Origin of the sequence: Rubrivirga sp. SAORIC476, from assembly GCF_002283555.1 — a bacterium.
Taxonomy (GTDB): Bacteria; Bacteroidota; Rhodothermia; order Rhodothermales; family Rubricoccaceae; genus Rubrivirga.
This window is the reverse complement of sequence record NZ_MVOI01000006.1, coordinates 414,267-433,147: the sequence shown is the minus strand read 5'-3', so window position 1 is coordinate 433,147 and position 18,881 is coordinate 414,267. Positions and strand designations below refer to the sequence as shown.

Below are 18,881 nucleotides of genomic sequence, written 5' to 3'. Positions count from 1 at the left end.
ATGCGTCTCCTGCTTCCACACGGCACCCTGGGGTGCCTCTTCATCGCTGCCCTCCTCTGGACGGGGTGTGACACCTCGTCCGCCGACACGGCGGCGGCGGCAGCGGCCGACGCCCATGCGGCAGGTCTCGGGGACGGCAACCAGTACGCCGACCTCCCCCCCACCTTCGACGCCGTCCTCAACGAGGTCAGCCTTCGGCACCCCGGCTTCAAGGGCGCCGTCGCCAACGACGACGGACACGGCCTGGTGGCTCTGGTCGCTCCAGGAGAGGGCCTCAACACCACCCGTCTTCTGGCCGACCTCACCGCCGCGGTCAGCCCGCCGGACGCCCGGTCTGCAGGCGGCGCAGCAGCGACGGGCCGCGAGATCTCCGTCCGCCCGGTAGAGAACAGCGACCGCCCCGATTTCCACGTCCTCTACCGCGCCAAGACGCAACTGCGGCGGTTCTTCGCGCGGCGGGGGACGATCATCTCCCTCGACCTCGACGAGGTTCGGGGACGGGTGGTGGTCGGAACGGCCTCAGAGGAGCGCGCGGCGAGGGTCCGGGCGCGAATGACGGACGACGAACTCGCCGTGACCGACTTCATTCGTGCCGAACCGGTCAGCCTGCTCCGTGGCGCGAGTTCGGCACGTCGGCCGGGACTCCTGAACCAGCCATCCCGCTCCATCCGAAACAGCCCGTTCAGCCCGCTGGTCGGCGGGGTCGAGGCCAAGCTGGTGCTCCCGAACGGCACGCCGGACGAGTGCTCGGTTGGGCCGATCGTGAGGTACAACAACGCCGTCTACGGCTTCCTGACCGCCGCGCACTGCACGCTGAACCGGGCGCAGGTGACCAGCTTCCAGTTCTACCACCCCAACATCTCGACCCTCGTCGGCACGGAGATCGCCGAGGCGCCCTTCCGGAGCGGCTGGTTCATCACCGACGGCTACTACTCCGACGTGGCGTTCGTCAAGACGCCGCCCGGGACCACGTTGCGCGGACGGGTCATCTTCGCGGAGGGCTGCAACCTCAACTCCCAGGATTGCCGCGAGATCTCGGAGAGTGACATTTCGGGGAGCACGTCCTACCTCGGGGTGGGGAACTACGCCAACAAGACCGGCCGCAGCACCGGCACGACGTCGGGCCGCGTCGCTCAGACCTGCGTCGACATCGAGGGGGACGATGGGCGCCGCAACCTGTGCGCGAACCGCGTGGCGCACACCCCCGACGAGCCGTACCCCAGCACACTCCCGCTCGCCGACAGCGGCGACAGCGGCTCCATCGTGCATACGTACAGCCTCCCTATGGGCACACAGGACGTGATCGGGGTGCTCTGGGGCCGCCCGAGCACGACCACGTTCTACTACTCTCCGTGGGAGAACATCTGGCAGCAGGAACGAGCCGGGACGAACTACGGCCTCCCGGTCACGGTCGTAACCGCGTCTCAGGGTGTCGTCTCGAACACGAGCGGCGGCGGTGGAGGAGGCGGCGGAGGAGGCGGTGGATGCCTCACCTCGAACGGACTCGTCCCCGAACCCTGCTGAGCCCTGCGTCGCACGCGTCCGTTCGGGCCTCCGAGCTTCCCTCCCACGGGCAGGCTCGGAGGCCCACCTGTATGCACGCCCCCTGCCCGCCTCGGCGCCGAGGCGGGACGGGCACGGCAGGAGGCCGGGCACCGTTATCCTCCGCCCGGTTCCTTCTGCATCCCACCCCACCCCATGCGACGACTGCTTCCTCTCCTGGCGCTCCTGCTCGCCGGCCCCGCCCTCGCCCAGGGCACGTCTGGCCTCGATCTGGACGCCATGGACACCACCATCCGCCCCCAGGACGATCTCTTCCGCTACGTCAACGGCACCTGGCTGGAGACGACCGAGATCCCGGGTGACCGGCCGCGCTACGGTTCCTTCGACATGCTCCGTGAGCAGTCCGAGGAGGACGTGCTCGCCATCATCCAGGACGCGGCCTCGGGTGCGGTCGTGGACCCCGATGCGCGCAAGGTCGGCGACTACTACACGGCCTACATGGACACGACGCGCATCGAGTCGCTCGGCATCACGCCACTGCAGCCGGACTTCGACCGCATCGACGCCATCGCGTCCGCCGAGGACCTGGTCCGCTACTTCGCCCAGAACGCCTCCAACTACGGCCCCGCGCCGGTGAGCGGCTTCGTCAGCGTCGACCCGAAGAACTCCGACCGCCACGTGTTCTCGCTCTGGCAGTCCGGCACCGGGCTCCCCGACCGGAGCTACTACCTCGAGGACCGCTTCGCGGACGCCCGCGCAGGCTACGTCACCTACCTGACGCGGCTCTACGAGCTCGCCGGATGGGACGGCGGCCCGGAGGCCGCACAGAACATCCTCGACCTGGAGACGCGCCTCGCCGAGGACCAGTGGACGCGTATCCAGAACCGCGACCCCGAGGCCCGCTACAACCCGACCGCCGTCGCCGACCTCATCGCCGACCACCCGCATCTCCACTTCGACGTGATGATGGAGACGCTGGGCCTGGACATCGACACGGTGATCGTCGGGCAGCCGTCGTTCCTCGCCGGGCTCGACAGCCTCATGGCCGAGGTGCCGCTGGAGACGTGGAAGACCTACGCCCGGGCGCGCACGCTGAGCGAGGCCGCCGGCCAGCTGCCGGCCGCCTTCGGGGAGGCCAGCTTCGACTTCTACGGTCGCGTCCTCAACGGCCAGGACGAGGACCGCCCGCGCTGGAAGAAGGCCGTCAGCGCCACGTCCGGCGTGCTGGGAGAGGCCATCGGCCGCATCTACGTCGACCGCCACTACCCGCAGGAGGCCGCCGACCGGATGGACGAGCTGATCGAGAACCTGCGCGATGCCTTCCGGATCTCGATCAACAGCAACCCGTGGATGAGCGAGGCCACCAAGGTCGAGGCGCTCGACAAGCTCGAGAACTACGTCTACAAGATCGGCCACCCGTCCGAGTGGGAGGACTACTCGGCGCTGGAGGTCTCCCCGACCGACCTGATCGGCAACGGCCGCGCGACGCGCGCCTGGGGCCTGGCCGACAACCTGGCGAAGCTCGGCGAGGCGCCGGACCGCGCGGAGTGGGGCATGACGCCGCAGACCGTCAACGCGTACTACAACCCGGCCTTCAACGAGATCGTCTTCCCGGCCGCCATCCTCCAGCCGCCGTTCTTCAACGTCGACGCGGACGACGCGGTCAACTACGGCGGCATCGGCGCCGTCATCGGCCACGAGTACTCACACGGCTTCGACGACTCGGGCTCCCAATACGACGCGCAGGGCAACCTCCGCGACTGGTGGACCGAGGCGGACCGCGCCGAGTTCGACGCCCGCGGCGACAGGCTCGTCGCCCAGTACGACGCCTACGCGCCCTTCCCGGACGCCAACGTCCAGGGCCGCCTGACGCTCGGCGAGAACATCGGCGACCTCTCGGGCCTTACGATGGCCTACCGCGCCTACCGTCTGTCGCTCGACGCGGACGGCGACGGCAGCGTCTCCGAGGACGAGGAGGCGCCGGTGATCGACGGCTTCACGGGCGACCAGCGCTTCTTCATGGGCTGGGCCCAGGTCTGGCGCATCCTGCACCGCGAACCGTACCTCCGCCAGCTCCTCCAGGTGGACTCGCACAGCCCAGGCGAGTACCGCGCCAACGGTCCGCTCGCGCACATCCCAGGCTTCTACGACGCCTTCGACGTGCAGCCGGGCGACGGGCTGTACCTCGCCCCCGAGGACCGGATCGTCCTCTGGTAGGACTCGCACCTCCCTCCGCCTCGGCGCCGAGGCGGAGGGAGCAGGAGACGCTCGCTGCCGCGCGCTCGCTACAGAGCGCGCCCGCGTCGCCGATACCTCGGGCATGGCCCCGCTCGCCCCGCCCGCCCCCTCGCTGGCCGACCGCGTCGACGCGGCGGGGGCGGCGCTGCGAAACGTCGCGCTGACGCGGCCGAATGCCCTCGCGCTGCTGGAGGCCGGCGTGGCCCGCCTCGGCGAGGCGCTGAGCGCCGAGGTCGCCGTCGCCCTCGTCGGCGAGGCCCAGTCGGACGCCTACGTGCGCTGCGCCGCGTGGCCGCCCCACGAGTGGGTGGACCTGGTCGAGGTCGAGGGGTCGGATGCGACCACCCTCCGGCGTGGGCGCCCGACCGTGACCACCGGCGGCTCCCTGGCCACGCGACTCGGCCGGGCCGAGGTGCTGGCGCTGCCCGTCGAAGGCTCCGTGCCCGGCGCGTTCGTCCTCGCCCGCTCGGCCCCCTGGACGCCCGCCTGCCTCGCCGCCGCCGACCGCCTCGGCGCTCTCTTCGGCACCCTCTGGGCGTGGACCGAAGCCGAGGCCCGCTTCCAGCGCACCGTCGCCGACCTCGACGACGCCCTCTTCACCTTCGGCCACGAGCCCGACGGGCGCCGCGCGTACGTCTTCGTGACGCCCCAGGCCGAGGCGCTCACCGGTCTCGATCCCGACGCCCTCCTCGCGGGGGACGCCGACTGGACCGACCTCGTCGTCCGGGAGGACCGTGCGGCGTTCGCGGCCCACGACGACCGCCTCCGCAACGGCGAACCGTCCCAGGTGGAAGTCCGCCTCCGGCTGGACGCCAGCGAGGTCGTCTGGATCTCCGAGCGCGCCACGCCCAGCGTCGACGCTGCCGGACGCTCCATCGCGGGCGGCCTGCTCACCGACATCACCGCTCGCAAGGAGGCCGAGGCACAGCTCGAACGCGCACGCCGCATCGCCGAGCGTGCCGCCCAGACGCGCATGGCCTTCCTCCGCATGATGAGTCACGAGTTGCGGACCCCCCTCGGGGCCATCCGAGGCTTCTCGGACCTGCTCGTCGAGGAGACGGCCGACCTGCCCGACGCGCCGCCCGAGGTGGCCGAGTTCGCGGGCACCATCCGCGACGCCGCCTCACGTGCCCTCCGCCTCGTCTCGGACCTACTGGACCTCTCGCGCCTGGAGACCGGCGCCCTCGACCTCGCCCGCCAGCCGGTGGACCTGGGCGCGCTCGCGCAGTCGGTCGCGGCCCGCTACGCTGCGGACTTCGACGCCCGCGGCCTGACCTTCGACCTCCACAGTCCGGCCGACCCGGTCCTCGTCGAGACCGACCCCGCCCGGCTCGACCAGATCGTCGACCAGCTCGTCTCCAACGCGGCCCGCTTCACGCCTGCAGGCCGCATCGCTGTGCGCGTGTCGGCAGACCGGGGGGTGGCGGAGTTGTCGGTCACCGACACCGGCGTCGGCATCGCGGACGACGTGCTGGAGGCCGTCTTCGAGCCGTTCGTGCAGGAGGATGCGCGCGTCAACCGCGAGTACGGCGGCACCGGGCTGGGCCTCGCCATCGCCCACCGCCTCGCCCGCCAGATGGACGGCGGGCTCTCGGCTGCGAGCGTCAAGGGCGAGGGCTCTACGTTCACGCTGACGCTGCCCTGCAGGTAGAGGCCGCGGTGCACCTCACGACGTGGCGTTCCGCGCCGCGTTCTCCATGTTGCGGAGGAAGCCCTCGTACTTGACCCGCTTCACCGGACTGCGCCGGAACCGCTCGCGCCACGCCTCGATGTCGATCTCGGCCCACTCACGCGCGGGCGTGTCCGTGACGCCGGGGCGCGGGAGAAAGCGCGCGTCGCGCGTCGGCTGGGAAAACTTGGTCCAGGGGCACACGTCCTGGCAGATGTCGCACCCGAAGGCCCACGCGCCGAACTCGGAGGCGATCTCGGGGAGGTCCGGCCCGCGGTGCTCGATGGTCCAGTACGAGATGCAGCGCGTCGCGTCGATCTGGTAGGGCGCGTCGAGGGCGCCCGTGGGGCAGGCGTCGAGGCAGCGCGTGCAGCTTCCGCAATGATCGGCCTGGAACGGCACGTCCGGCTCCAGGGGCACGTCCACGATCAACTCGCCGAGGAAGACGAACGAGCCGTGGGTCGTGGTGAGCAGGTTGGTGTTCTTGCCCTGCCAGCCGAGCCCGGCGCGCTGCGCCCACGCCTTGTCCATCACCGGTGCCGAGTCGACGAACGCCCGCCCGCCCGCGCCGCCGGTGCGCGTGTCGAGCCAGTCGAACAGCTCGGCCAGCTTCTCCTTGAGCACGTCGTGGTAGTCGTCGCCCCAGGCGTAGCGGCTGATCTTGGCACCGCCGTCCTCGCCCGGTCGGCGCCCCGGCTGGACGTAGCTCACGAACACCGACACGACGCTCTCGGCCCCCGGCACCAGTTCGCGGGGGTCGACGCGCTTCTCGACGTTGCGCTCCATCCAGGTCATCGCCCCGTCCGAGCCGCCGTGGCGGCCGGCGGTCAGCCACGCCTCCAGGCGCCGCGCCTCCACGTCCAGCCGCTCGGCCCGCGCGATGCCGACGCCGTCGAACCCGATGCGGCGGGCCTGGGCTTTCAGGTCGCGGGCGAGGCGGGCGGAGTCGTACACAGGAGGGCGGGTGGGCGGTGCAGGTTACACGAGCCGCGAGGGCTCCAGGGTCTCGAACCGCGCCACGCTGCCGAATGTCCGCTCGACCTGCGCGTCGTGGTGGCGGTGGTGCGCGAGCAGGAACGCCAGCGCGTCGTCCAGGAGAAACGGCCCGGCGAGGGGGTGCCGGAACGCCACCGTCCCCGCCTCGGCGTCGGCCCCGGCCCACCCGGCGCGGAGCCCCGCCCACCGGTCGCGGACCTCGGGCCAGCGCGGCGCGGCGCTCGGCAGGATGGGTCCTGCGGAGGGCGGCGCCGGGATCCGCAGTGGCAGCCGCAACACGCCCTGGATCCCTGCGCTCCGCACGCCCGACGTGGCGCGGGCGAGCGGCGACGCGGGCGGGCCGTCGAACCGCAGTCCCGAGTCGATCCGCAGCAGGTGCTCGGCGACCTGCGCCAGCGACCACGCGCCGGGCGCGGGCGACGCGTGGACGGCCGCCTCGGGCAGCGCGTCCAGGCGGGCGGTCAGGGCGACGCGGTGGGCGTCGAGGGCGTGGAGCAGGCGGAGGCGACGGGTCATGGGCCGCGGCGTGCGGTGGCGAGCCGAGCGTACGGCTCCCCGATTCCTGAGGGTGCGCCTCGCCGGAACCGTTCCACCGTGAATCCGCTCAACGCGCCACACCCAGAGACTCTCCCATGACCGTCCTCCTCACCGGCGCCACCGGCTACGTCGGCGGCTACGTCCTCGACGCCCTCCTCGAACGCGGCCACAGCGTCCGCGCCCTCGTCCGCAGCGGCGGCGACGCGCTGGCCGCCCGCGACGGCGTGGACGTCCGCCACGGCGACGTGACCGACGCCGCCAGCCTCGACGGCGCCTTCGACGAGGCCGACGCCGTGATCCACCTCGTCGGCATCATCGACGAGAGCCCATCCAAGGGCGTCACGTTCGAGCGAATCCACGTCGGCGGGACGCGGCGCGTGGTCGAGGCCGCGCAGGCCGCGGGCGTGACGCGGTTCGTTCACATGAGCGCGAATGGCGCCCGGCCCGATGGCCCCAGCGCCTACCAGCGGACCAAGTGGAAGGCCGAGGAGATCGTCCGCGCGGCGGGCTTCGACCACACCGTCATCTTCCGCCCCTCGACCCTCTTCGGCGACCCCGGCCCCGACAACCCGGAGTTCGCCAAGCGGCTCTGGGAGACGCTGGTGAAGCCCTTCCCCGTCCTCCCCGTCTTCGGCGACGGGAAGTACGAGCTGCAGCCCGTCCACGTCTCCGCGTGCGCGTCGGCGTTCGCCCAGGCCGTCGACCGCGACGCGTCCGACGGCGCCTCCTACTGCGTCGCCGGGCGCGAGCGGCTCCCGTACCGCGAGGTCCTCCGGCGGATCGCCCGAGGCGGGGGCATCACGCCCAAGCCCGTGGTGCCGGTGCCGGTGGGGCTGGCGCGCGTCGGCGTCAACACGCTGGGCCGGGCCGGGCTGCTGCCCATCTCGCCGGCCCAGTTCGAGATGCTGGTCGAGGGCAACACCTGCGACCCGTCGGCCTTCTTCGCCGACTTCGGGGTCTCATCGCCCGCCTTCGACGCGGAGGCGCTCGGCTACCTGCGGCAGTACTGACCCGCAGGTCCGCCCGCCTCGGTGTCTCCGCCGCCGACCTGGACGCTGCCGGAGGAGCGTGCTGGTGGCACGCCCGGGGTCGACCGCGATGGCCTGTGGGCACGCCACGGCGCGCCCCTACGCAGCGGCCTCCCGCCGCCGCCGCGCCCGCACCAGCGCCTCATCGACGCCCCACAGCAGCAAACTGATCGTCACGAACAGCACCAGCGCCCCGATCGGCTGCCAGATCACAAACCCGCCGAACACACCCAGGATGGCGCCCAGGTACTTGATGTAGTTGAGCTGCTCGTTGGAGGTCGACTTCAACAGCCCCTCCAGCTGTCCCTCGTCGAAGGTCCGCGCGCGCTCCGCGATCATCGTCCGCACGTCGAAGCCTTCCACGAACGAGAGGATGGCCGTCGTGGCCGCTTCCTCGATCTCGTCCGCCCGCGCCTCGACCTTCTCCGGGACGGCATCGAGCGCCATGTCGATGCGGTCCAGCAGCGGCGCCACCGCGCCCGGCAACTCGTCCAGCGCGCGGTCGACCCGCTTCTGGAAGTCGTCCTCGGCGAACGTGCGGTACAGGCGCAGCGCCATCCCGCCGAGCCCCTTGCCGGCCTGCTCCTCCACCTTCTCGACGGCCAGCCTCGCCACCTCGCGGCGGACCGCCTCGGAGCCGAGCACCTCGGTCGCGTAGGCCTGCGCGAGGTCCTTCAGGTCCGCCCGGAAGCCGGGGTCCTCGACCACGCCGCGGACCACGCCGAGCGCCAGGTCGCGGTACCGCCCGATCACGCCGCTGTCCTTGATCTTCTGCTTGATGATGTCGGCGTTGATCAGCTCGCGGCTGATGGCCTCGCTCAGCCGGTAGATCACGCGCTCGCGCTGCGCCGGGATCAGCCCCTGCGGGATGATGGCCCGCTTCTCGCGCGGCTGGAACAGCATCGTGATCGCCAGCCAGTTGGTCCCGAAGCCGATCAGGCCGCTCACCGTGAGCACCTTCAGCAGCCCCTCCACCGCGATCGTCTGGCCGAACAGCCCGACCGCCATCCCGTCGAAGTCCCACCAGAAGCTGACCGCGAACAGCGCGCCCAGCACCCACGGGATCACCGACAGCACCGGGATCAGCTGGCCGATGCGGCCGACCATCCGGGGCGGACCGGCGTCGGGCACGACCACGCGCTCCGGCGTCTCGGGCAGGTGCGCCTTGCCGTAGGTCACCACCAGTTGCGCCAACTCGCGCCCCCGGCTGGCCGTCGCCTCCTTCGCCGTCGCCACCACCTCGGCGGTGCGCTGGACGGCGTCGGCGGAGACCACCAGCGGGACCTCCGCGACGGACTCGGGGAAGGGCGTCGCGCTCTCCGACGCGCGGTCCGCGGGCTCCGACGCAAGGTCCACGCTCTCCGACGCGAGGTCCACGCTCTCCGACGCGAGGTCCGCGGGCTCCGACGCGAGGTCCGCGGGCTCCGACGCGAGGTCCGCGGGCTCCGACGCGAGGTCCGCGGGCTCCGACATGGCGTCCTGGGGCGCGGAGGGGCCCTCGCTCGTCAGCGGCGGCGGGTCGGGCGGCGAGAGCGGGTCGGGGGCGCCGGACACGGCATCGGCAGGAGCGGGGTCGGCCGCCTCGGCGAGCCCGGCCGCCACCTCGTCGAGGTCGTCGGCGAAGGGGTGCGCGGACGCGGCGGCCGAGACGCGCGGCGCGGGAGGCGCCTCGTCGAGGTCGTCCTCGTCGAACGCCTCGGCGACATTGGCGTCCTCGACCGCATCGATGTCGAGCAGGCCGGGGACGGGGACGATGCGGCGGGGACCGGTGGAATCAGGCACGGAGCAGAGGGGGGACGCGGGAAGCCTACGCCAGATCGAGGCGCGAGGCTTCACGCGCCATGCCGTCGATCACGATTTGGATCAGCTCGTCCAGCCCGATGCCCAGTTCGTCGGCCCCCTGCCGGATGTCCTCCCGCGACACTGCCGCCGCGAACCGCTTGTCCTTGAGCTTCTTCTTGACCGAGCGCGGCGTCATGCCGTCGAGCTTGTCGGGGCGGACGAACGCGACGGCAGTCACGAAGCCGGACAGCTCGTCGACGGCGAACAGCGCCTTCGCCATGTCGGTCTCGCGGGGGACGCCGAGGTACGGCGCGTGTCCCAGGATCGCCGTCCGCACGTCCTCCGGGTACCCGAGGCGGGCCAGCTCGGCCACGCCGACGGTCGGGTGCTCGTCCAGCGACGGGTGCTTCTCGTAGTCGAGGTCGTGGAGGAGGCCCGCCATGCGCCACGCCTCCACGTCGCCGCCGCGGAGCCGCGCCATCTCCGCCATGCTCGCCTCGACGGCGTAGCCATGCCGCCGAAGGCTGTCGGTCTCGGTCCAGACGTGGAAGAGGGCGAGGGCGTCGGCGTAGGTGGGCATGGCTCTCAGGGAGGAACCGGGAGGGGGGACGGCGAGGGGCAGAGCGACAGACGGCGCCAGCGGCGGCCGCCACAGGCCCCGCCCCGCTCGCTACGGCCTCCTAGAACACCTTCACGACGCCGTCCAGCTCGCCGAGGTAGCGGCCAGGGTCGGCCTGGAGGTCCTGAAGGATCTGCTGGAGCGCCGCCGCGGCTGCGTTGGCGTTGTAGTAGAGCGTCGGGTCGTTGAGCAGGAGACCCATCGTGCCGTTGGGCGAGTTGAGCGTCGAGTCGAGGTCGGCAGTGAGCGCGGTCAGGGTGGCCGTCAGGGCCGTGAGCTGCTGGAGCTGGCCGTCCGCCCGCCGCAGGGCCGACGACAGGTTGTTGACCGCCGCCGTCACCGAGTCCGCGTTGGTCTCGGCGAGGGTGCGGACCGTGCCCGACGTCGCGACCACGTCGTTGCCGACGGTGATCGAGAGGTCCTCGACGTTGCGCCCGACGCGGTCCGACACCGCCGAGGCGTTCGCTGCCGCCGCCTCCAGCGAGCCGATGGTCCGGTCGATGCGCGAGCGCTCGTCGATGATGAGCTGCGTGGCGCCCTGCGTCAGGAAGCGGAGCTGTGAGAGGACCGCCTGGATGTCGCCACCCGAGTTCTGCAGGATCTCGTCGAGCGTCGTGAACGTGTTGACGGCGCCGATGAGCGCGGTGTCGGCGCGGGCGGTGAGGCTGTTGGACTCGCCCGCGATGAGGTCGAAGATGTCCGGCGTCGAGGTCGCCCGGAGGGTGTCGCCTGCGACCAGCGGCCGGCCGGCGTCGGCGCCGACGGGCGGCGTGATCTCGACGTTGACCTCGCCGAGCGCGCTCAGCCCCGCCGTCTGGATCGTCGACCCGCGCGGGATCTCGACGCCGCCGTCAATGGCCATCGTCACGAACACCTGCCGCGCGCCGGGCCCCAGGTCCACCGCCCGCACGTCGCCCACGCGGACCCCGTTGAGCCGCACCAGCGCGCCCGGCGTCAGCCCCTGCGCGTCGTCGAAGATGGCCACCACCTCGTAGCCGCCGCCGAACAGCGACTGCCCGGACAGGAACCGGACGCCGAAGAAGATGGCGACGGCCGACAGGAGGATCGCCAGCGCGACCTTGATTTCGTTTGTCATGGAATGCGGGGGGCGGGGGGCGTAGAGCGTGGGAGGAGGCCCACGCACCACGGTCTACTCGCTAGGCGGTCTGCGACGGCGCGCCGATCTTGTACTCGTTGGCGCGGACGAACGCCAGCAGCGTGGGGTCCGTTGCCCGGTGGAGGTCGTCGACGGTGCCGGTCCAGGGAATCGTCCCGTTGTGGACGAACGCGATCCGGTCGGCGATGGACAGCACCGAGTGCATGTCGTGCGTCACGACGACGCTGGTGGTGCCCATCGTGGTGCCGAGGCGGTGGATCAGCTCGTCGATCGTGTTGGAGGTCTCGGGGTCGAGGCCGGAGGTGGGCTCGTCGTAGAGGATGTACTTCGGCTCGATGGCGATGGCGCGGGCCAGCGCGACGCGCTTCTGCTGGCCGCCCGACAGCTCGGCGGGCTTCTTCGGCCCGGCGTCCGGCAACTCGACCAGCTCCAGGCACTCCGACGCCCGGTCGCGCACCTCCTGTGCCGACAGCTCGGTGAACGTGCGGAGCGGGAATTCGACGTTCTCGCGGGCCGTCATCGAATCGAACAGGGCGCCGCCCTGGAACAGGACGCCGAACTTGCGCCGCACCTGCCGGAGCTCCGAGTACGTCAGCTCGTCCAGCGGCGCGCCGTCGACCAGCACGCGGCCCGTGTCGGGCCGGAGCAGCCCGATGATGTGGCGCATGAGCACGCTCTTGCCCGAGCCCGACCGCCCGATGATGCACGTCACCTCGCCTTCGGGCACGTCGAGGTCGACGCCCTTGAGGACGGGCGAGCCGTCGAAGGCTTTGGTGAGGTCGCGGATCTGGATCAAATCGAGTTCAGGGTTCGGGGTTCAGGGTTCGCGAGCGTGGGTCCTCGCGAACCCTGACCCTCACAGCAGAACGGCGGCGCAGGCGTAGTCGGCGAAGAGGACCCAGACGCAGCCGAGCACGGCCGCTCGCGTCGTCGCCTCTCCGACGCCTTCGGCCCCGCCCTGGGCCTGGTAGCCGGTGTAGCACGCGATGGAGGTGATCACGAAGCCGAACACGAGTGACTTCACGAGCCCGAAGAACACGTCGTACGGGCGGAAGAAGAGCCGGGCGCCCTCCCAGAACGTCTGCACGGTCAGCAGTCCTGAGGCCTCGGCCACCGCCGCACCGGTCGCCATGCCGACGCTCGCGGCGACAACGTACAGGACGGGAAACATGAGCACGCCCGCGAGCACGCGCGGCACCACGAGGTAGCTCCGGGAGTTGAGCCCCATCGCTTCCAGCGCGTCGATCTGCTCCTTGACGCGCATCGTGCCCAGCTCGGCGGCGATCCGCGCGCCCACGCGCCCGCACAGCACGAAGGCCGTCACCAGCGTGCCCAGCTCCAGCAGGATCGACTGCTCGGCGAACGTGCCCACGATGGAGAGCGGCAGGAGCGGGTTCTCCAGCTGGTAGATGGCCTGCACCACCACCACGCCGCCCGAGAACGCCGTCGCCAACGACACGATCGGGATCGAGTCGATGCCCACCTGCACCATCTGGGTGGCGAGGTTGCGCGCGTAGAGCGACGGCCGCAGGTCGCGCGGCAGGTTGAACGCCCGCGCGATGAGCAGGACGTAGGCGCCGAACCCCTGGAGCAGGCCCTCGGGGACCCGCCAGAGCGGACCGAGGCCGTCGCGGAGGCGGTCGGCGAAGCGCGGGGGGACTTCCATGTGACGAACGGGTGGCAGCGGCCGGGGCGATCTTGCCCGGCCCGCCTCGGTCAAGCTACGGGCCCTCCGGACGCCGGGCGTCCGCTCCTCGTTTCTCCACGACTGCAGAGAGCGTCGGGATACGTCATGGAGGGCGGGCTCTCCGCTGCACCTCCGACTCTCTCTACCTCCGCCCCCTCCCCGTTATGGCCAAAGCCAAGACCCAGTACGTCTGCCAGGACTGCGGCCACAGCTCGATCCGCTGGGCCGGCCAGTGCGGCGGCTGCCAGGCCTGGAACACCCTCGTCGAAGAAGCGGTGCCGACCGCCGTCAAGGCCCCCGTGATGCGCAGCGGCCGGTCCGTCGGCGGCGACGGCGGCTCGGCCGGGGGCAGCGCGCCGCGGATGGCGGGGGCCTACGGCAGCACCCGGCCGCAGCGGCTCCGCGACGTGACCGTCTCCGAGCGCCACCGCCTGCCGACCGGCCTCAAGGAGTTCGACCGCGTCCTCGGCGGCGGCGCGATGGTCGGCAGCCTGACGCTCGTGGCCGGCGACCCCGGCATCGGCAAATCGACGCTGATGACGGAGCTCGGGCGCGGGCTCGACGGCCACACGCTGCTCTACGTCACCGGCGAGGAGAGCGCCCAGCAGGTCAAGCTCCGCGCCCAGCGCATGGGCATCGACCCGGACGGGCTGTTCCTCTTCCCCGAGACCAACGTCGAGGCCATCCTGGCCGCCGCCATGGATCTCCAGCCCGACCTCATGGTGGTCGACTCGATCCAGACGGTCTACCGCCCGGACCTGACGAGCGCACCGGGCTCCGTGGCCCAGGTCCGCGAGTCGACGGCGGCGCTACTGGACGTGACCAAGACGCTGCCCACAACCACGTTCCTCATCGGCCACGTCACCAAGCAGGGCTCCATCGCCGGGCCGCGCGTGCTGGAGCACATGGTGGACACGGTGCTCCACTTCGAGGGCGACCGGCACCACGCCTACCGCATCCTGCGCGCGGTCAAGAACCGCTTCGGCGCCGCCAACGAGTTGGGCGTGTTCGAGATGCGCGAGCACGGGCTCAAGGAGATCGGCAACCCGAGCGCGCTGTTTCTCTCGGAGCGCCAGTTCGGGGCGTCCGGCTCGGCCGTCGTGTGCGCGCTGGAGGGGACGCGCCCGCTCATGGTGGAGGTGCAGGCGCTGGTCGCCAACGCCAGCTACGGCACGCCGCAGCGCACTTCGACGGGCTTCGACACGAAGCGGCTCCAGCTGCTGCTGGCGGTGCTGGAGAAGCGCGAGGGACTCCGGTTCTCGCAGAACGACGTGTTCCTCAACGTCGCCGGGGGCGTCCGCCTCGACGAACCTGCCGTGGACCTCGCGGTCGCGCTGGCGGTCGCGTCGTCGCTGAAGGACGTGCCGCTGGACTCCGGAACGGCCGTCGTCGGGGAAGTTGGCCTCGGGGGCGAGATCCGGGCAGTGAGCCGCATCGAGACGCGGTTGACGGAGATCAAGCAGCTCGGCTTCGAGCGGGCGATGATCCCGAAGGCCAACGCGAAGGGCTTGAAGGTGCCGGCCGGCCTGGAGATCCTGCCGGTCCGCCGCCTGTCTGAGGCGCTCGACCTCGTCTGCTGAGAAGCTTTGGCGTCGGGACGCGGGCTCATGGCCGACGACAGCCGCGCCCCGATGAGCCTCGTCCGGCCGGCCCATCCCTGTACACAGAGAAGCCCGGCCTCGACGAGCGAGACCGGGCTTCGAAGAATGGCCGAGCCACCAGAAGGCAGCGAAGACGCCCTGACGAACACGAGGGGAGACGCCGAGGGCGTCCGGGTTCACCGGGCTTCTGAGAGAGATGGGCCGAGAGAGGGGCAGGCACACTACCGAACGCGCTGCCACTCGTTCCGTTATGCAATCGAGTCCGGGATTTCCCCCACGCCTCGGCGCCCCGTACTTTTCGCCCTCTCCCCCCGACTGCGTGCACCCGTCCATCCTCCCGCTTCGCGCTGGCCTGGCTCTCCTCCGCGTGGGCCAGTCGGGCCTGCCCGGTCGCGCAGGCGCGGCGCTGTCGCGGGCGGCGAGCCTCCGCCTGCAGCGTGCCGAACGCCCCGCCGAGGCCGCCATCGATGCCCTGCGTACACGCCTCCGGCAGTCGGCCGACACCGTCGAAGTCGTGGACTACGGCGCAGGGACGCGGGGCGACAAGCCGCCCGTCCGCAAGGTGGCGGACATCTACAGGCGCGCGGCGACGGGCGCCGCCTGGGGCCGCTTCCTGTTCGGCCTCGCGCGTGAGCTCCGCCCGGCGCGCGTGCTGGAGCTCGGCACCAACCTGGGTGTCGGCGCGGCGCACCTCGCGGCGGCGCTGGCGCTCAACGAAGCCGACGGAGGCCCCGAGACGCGGCTGGTGACGCTGGAGGGCGCGCCCGCGCTGGCCGCGCTGGCCGCGGGGCACCTCGCCCGCCTCGGCCACGGCGTCAGCGACGACCCGGAGTGTCGCGTGCGCGTGGTGGTCGGGCCGTTCGCCGAGACGCTGCCCGGCGTCGCCGAGGCGGAGGGGCCGTTCGACCTCGTGTTCGTGGATGGGCACCACGAGGCGGGCGCCGCGCTCCGCTACCTCGATGTGCTGCGTCCGCACCTCGCTGACGGCGCGCTGATCGTGCTGGACGACGTGGAGCCCGGTCGGCCGGTCCGCGAGGCGTTTGAGCAACTCCGCGCGGAGGCACCGAGCGCCTATGCAGGCAAGTACGGCCTGCTGGTTCACACGGCCGCTCCCGGCCCGGACTCACGGCGGGAGGGAGCCCCGGCGCCCGCCGCGCGTGAGAGCGTCCCCCCTCCGACTTCCGCTGGCGACGCCTGACCATGCCTCCTCCCACCGACGCCGAACTCGTCACGGCCTATCTCGACGAGGGCGACCAGCGCGCGTTCTCGCAACTCCTGGCCCGGCACCAGGAGCGCATCTTCGGCTACCTCGTCGGCATGGTGCGCGACCGGGACGTGGCCAACGACCTGTTCCAGGAGACGCTGTACCGCGCCATCCAGGCCATGCACCGCCGCCGCGGCTCGTACGAGAGCCAGGGCCGCTGGCTCGCCTGGACCATGCGCATCGCGCGCAACGCGGCCCTCGACTGGCTCCGCGCCAAGAAGAAGTTCACCGACGTCGACAAGTTCAGCAATGACGAGGAGGGGCCGTCGTTCTGGGATCGCCTGCCCGACGAGGCCCCCGAGGCCGACTCGCTCCTCAACCGAGCCGATCTCTGGGAAGAGGTCGAGGCGGCCATCGACCAGCTCCCCCCGGAGCAGCGCGAGGTCGTCCTCATGCGGCACCAGTCGGAGCTGACGTTCCGCGAGATCGCGGAGCTGACCGGCGTCTCGATCAACACGGCCCTCGGCCGCATGCGCTACGCGCTCATCAACCTCCGCAAGATCCTCGACCCCGAGTGGTTCGAGGGCATCACGGCCGACGTGCCGGGCGCCCCGAAGCCCACCGACTCGACCCCGGCCTGACCGCCGGTATCTCCCCCGCTCTCTTCACACACGAGTTCGCCAGCCGCCCCGTTCGCTACGCCCTCCCACTCACCGATGTCTGACGCTCTCACCCCGCTTCGCCACGCGTATGACGTGGAGTCACTCGGCGCCCCGCTGGCGCCCGGCGATGCGGGACACGCGGAGCAGGAGGCCCTCCGCCAGTTGCGCATGGTTCTGGAGGACTGGCCTGTACCGGCTCCGTCGCCGCACGCCACCGCCGCCGTGGAGTCCCGCGCCGCCGTCGTGACCGCCGTGCTCACGCAGACGGACGCCGCGGTCGCCCGGGCCGTCGCCTCGCGCCCGCAGCCCCGTCCTTCAGCCGACGTGCTGGCCGCCGTCCTCGCGCGTGCTGCCGAGCCCCCCCTCTCCGCCTCGGACGCGCTCTCGGTTGCCTCGCCCGTCGAGGCCGCGCTTCTGGACCAGTCTGCCCAGGCCCTCGACCGCCTGCCGCGCCTCCGTCCGGATGCGAGCGTGATCGCAGCCATCGAGGCCCGAGCCGCCGACGCGGCCGCCTCACTGGCTCCGGTCCGCGCGCTCTATCTGGACGGCCCCGTCACCGAGTCGGCGGAGGCCGCCGTGCTGGCCCAGTCGCGAACCGCCATCGAACGCTCGCTCGCCGCGCGTCCGCAGCCGCGCCCCTCCGCCGACGCCGTGGCCGCGGTGCTCGCCCGCGCCGCCGAGGCATCGGGACTGGAGCCAGAGCCGGTGCTGGAGGTGCCGGTCGTCGAGGCCGCGGTCTTCGCCCAGTCGCTCCGTGTGCTCGACCGCCTGCCGCGGCCACGCCCCTCCGCGGCCACGCTCGACGCCGTCCGCCTCGCCGCAGTCACGGCCGGAGCGGCTCCCCTCCGCGAGGACCGCCCGGCGACCTCGCCGGACCGCGCTCCCGTGCGCCCAACTCGTCGGCGCACACCCGTCGGCGTGTGGGCGAGTGTCGGCACGGCCCTGGTGGCCGCGCTCGTGCTCCTCGTCGTGCTCCCCTTCGGCGGAGCGCCCGAGGCGGAGCCGGTGGCCGTCGCCGCACTGGCGGACGTGACCGACGCCGAGACCCCGCAGCCCGTCGCCCCTTCCAACGAAGCCCCCGCCGAGCCGCTCGTGGAGGAGTCGCCCGTCGCCCAGAGCGCCCCGTCGGCCCTGTCGGCTGCCGCGACCCTGCCCGGTGTGGCCCCCGCGGCGCAGCGCGCGATCCGCGAAGCGTCCACGCCGTCGCCCAGTCCCCCGACTGCTGCACCGCAGGTCGCCTCCGCCCAGCCCACCACGCGGCCGACGCCATCGCCCGCCCGCCCGACGCCGTCGTGGGACACGCCTGATGACGTCCGCGCGCTCTCACTCCGGCTTCAGGAACTCGACGAGGCCGACGCGCTCGCCTGGGACGACGCCCCGGCCGAGACCTTCGGTGTTCCCAGGGCTCCCTCGGCCGGATCGGCGCCTGGCCTCCAGTCCGTCCGCGCGGGCACCCCGGCGCGGGCCCGCTTCCGTTCCGACTCGTCCTCGACCCAACGATGATCCGACGCCTGCTCGCCGCCGCGACGCTCGCGCTCGCCGCGGTCGCCGCGCCCTCGGCCCAGACCGACCCGTCGGACGCTCCGGTTCGCACGTTCGATGTCCGTGACGGCGAGGTCTACCTCGACGGTCGCCACCTCCCGAACGCGGTTCCCGCCGAACTCGACCTGTCTGGCTTCAGCATGGAGGATGCGCTGGAGTTCAGCGGCCCCATCTCGCCCGTCCTCGAAATCGACGGCGTGGCCTACGTCCTCGAAGGCGAGCGCCTGGTGTCCATGGAGGCGTCCAGCCGCCCAGACCGCGGCGTCTACATCCTCGCCGACGTCACGCCGGATGCCTTACCTGAAGAGCGCGTCATGCCCATCGTGGAAGCCGCCTACATGCGCGACGTCGCGGCACGCGATCAGGCGCTCTACACCCTGATCCAGCAGGAGCAGGCCATGGAGGCCGAGGTGGACAGCCTCGCCGCACGCGTCCGCACCCTCCCCTTCGGCCCCGAGCGGTCGGAGCGACGCACCCAACTTCGAGGCCTGCTGTCGAACCTGCTCACTCTCAAGCATGAGATCCGTGCGGAGGAGATCCGGGTCGCCGCCGAGCGTCTCGAGTCGGCACGTGAGGCGCTCGGGACGCGCCTGAGCCACCATGACGACATCGTGAACGGGCGCCTCCGAGAACTGGTCGGCGATCAGTGATCTACACCGGGGGTCGCGGTCGCCTGATGGCATCGGGCGCGCCGCC

Annotated in this window: 16 protein-coding genes; 9 read left to right on the top strand and 7 right to left on the bottom strand. The window is 72.0% G+C overall.

Going from position 1 to position 18,881, the window contains the following annotated elements; genetic code table 11:
• The 3 genes from B1759_RS13440 to B1759_RS13430 all read left to right on the top strand — a co-directional run bounded on the left by B1759_RS13440 (position 1) and on the right by B1759_RS13430 (position 5,392).
• Positions 1-1,524 carry a hypothetical protein gene (locus tag B1759_RS13440; protein WP_095515579.1) on the top strand — a complete coding sequence of 508 codons (1,524 nt, stop codon included), beginning with the start codon at positions 1-3 and terminating at the stop codon, positions 1,522-1,524.
• A gap of 174 nt (positions 1,525-1,698) precedes the next feature.
• Positions 1,699-3,720 (top strand): M13 family metallopeptidase, encoded by a 2,022-nt coding sequence (locus B1759_RS13435; RefSeq protein ID WP_198948879.1) that lies wholly within the window; start codon positions 1,699-1,701, stop codon positions 3,718-3,720.
• 103 nt (positions 3,721-3,823) lie between these two features.
• Positions 3,824-5,392, top strand: coding sequence for a cell wall metabolism sensor histidine kinase WalK (locus B1759_RS13430; RefSeq protein WP_095515578.1), 1,569 nt, complete (start codon positions 3,824-3,826; stop codon positions 5,390-5,392).
• Between the two features lie 15 nt (positions 5,393-5,407).
• Here B1759_RS13430 and queG read toward each other — a convergent pair whose 3' ends face one another.
• Both queG and B1759_RS13420 read right to left on the bottom strand, forming a co-directional pair.
• Positions 5,408-6,364, bottom strand: coding sequence for a tRNA epoxyqueuosine(34) reductase QueG (gene queG, locus B1759_RS13425; RefSeq protein ID WP_095515577.1), 957 nt, complete (start codon positions 6,362-6,364; stop codon positions 5,408-5,410).
• A gap of 24 nt (positions 6,365-6,388) precedes the next feature.
• Positions 6,389-6,922 carry a DinB family protein gene (locus B1759_RS13420; RefSeq protein WP_095515576.1) on the bottom strand — a complete coding sequence of 178 codons (534 nt, stop codon included), beginning with the start codon at positions 6,920-6,922 and terminating at the stop codon, positions 6,389-6,391.
• Positions 6,923-7,038: 116 nt separating this feature from the next.
• Here B1759_RS13420 and B1759_RS13415 point away from each other — a divergent pair, with 116 nt between their 5' ends.
• Positions 7,039-7,953 (top strand): NAD-dependent epimerase/dehydratase family protein, encoded by a 915-nt coding sequence (locus B1759_RS13415; RefSeq protein WP_095515575.1) that lies wholly within the window; start codon positions 7,039-7,041, stop codon positions 7,951-7,953.
• Between the two features lie 117 nt (positions 7,954-8,070).
• Here B1759_RS13415 and B1759_RS20480 read toward each other — a convergent pair whose 3' ends face one another.
• From B1759_RS20480 to B1759_RS13390, 5 genes are all read right to left on the bottom strand, one after another.
• A complete protein-coding gene (locus B1759_RS20480) occupies positions 8,071-9,753 on the bottom strand; it encodes a DUF445 family protein (protein WP_095515574.1) in 1,683 nt (560 codons plus the stop codon).
• Positions 9,754-9,778: 25 nt separating this feature from the next.
• On the bottom strand, positions 9,779-10,333 hold the full coding sequence (locus tag B1759_RS13405; protein ID WP_095515573.1) for an HDIG domain-containing metalloprotein: 555 nt from the start codon (positions 10,331-10,333) through the stop codon (positions 9,779-9,781).
• 100 nt (positions 10,334-10,433) lie between these two features.
• Complete coding sequence (locus B1759_RS13400) at positions 10,434-11,468, bottom strand: MlaD family protein (RefSeq protein ID WP_095515572.1); 1,035 nt, start codon at positions 11,466-11,468, stop codon at positions 10,434-10,436.
• 61 nt (positions 11,469-11,529) lie between these two features.
• The gene (locus B1759_RS13395; protein ID WP_095515571.1) at positions 11,530-12,285 is read right to left on the bottom strand and encodes an ABC transporter ATP-binding protein; all 756 of its coding nucleotides are present in this window, start codon (positions 12,283-12,285) and stop codon (positions 11,530-11,532) included.
• Positions 12,286-12,345: 60 nt separating this feature from the next.
• Positions 12,346-13,155: an ABC transporter permease gene (locus B1759_RS13390; RefSeq protein WP_095515570.1), complete on the bottom strand. Its 810-nt coding sequence runs from the start codon at positions 13,153-13,155 to the stop codon at positions 12,346-12,348.
• Positions 13,156-13,340: 185 nt separating this feature from the next.
• Here B1759_RS13390 and radA point away from each other — a divergent pair, with 185 nt between their 5' ends.
• The 5 genes from radA to B1759_RS13365 all read left to right on the top strand — a co-directional run bounded on the left by radA (position 13,341) and on the right by B1759_RS13365 (position 18,835).
• On the top strand, positions 13,341-14,756 hold the full coding sequence (gene radA / locus B1759_RS13385) for a DNA repair protein RadA (protein WP_095515569.1): 1,416 nt from the start codon (positions 13,341-13,343) through the stop codon (positions 14,754-14,756).
• Positions 14,757-15,096: 340 nt separating this feature from the next.
• Positions 15,097-15,975, top strand: a complete 879-nt coding sequence (locus tag B1759_RS13380) for a class I SAM-dependent methyltransferase (RefSeq protein WP_158225256.1) — start codon at positions 15,097-15,099, stop codon at positions 15,973-15,975.
• 2 nt (positions 15,976-15,977) lie between these two features.
• Entirely contained in the window at positions 15,978-16,622 is a 645-nt protein-coding gene (locus tag B1759_RS13375) for an RNA polymerase sigma factor (RefSeq protein ID WP_095515567.1), read from the top strand.
• A 75-nt stretch (positions 16,623-16,697) separates the two neighbouring features.
• Positions 16,698-18,146 carry a hypothetical protein gene (locus B1759_RS13370; RefSeq protein WP_095515566.1) on the top strand — a complete coding sequence of 483 codons (1,449 nt, stop codon included), beginning with the start codon at positions 16,698-16,700 and terminating at the stop codon, positions 18,144-18,146.
• Positions 18,143-18,835: a hypothetical protein gene (locus B1759_RS13365; protein WP_095515565.1), complete on the top strand. Its 693-nt coding sequence runs from the start codon at positions 18,143-18,145 to the stop codon at positions 18,833-18,835. Before B1759_RS13370 ends, B1759_RS13365 begins: the two co-directional genes overlap by 4 nt.
• Positions 18,836-18,881 lie beyond the last annotated feature (46 nt).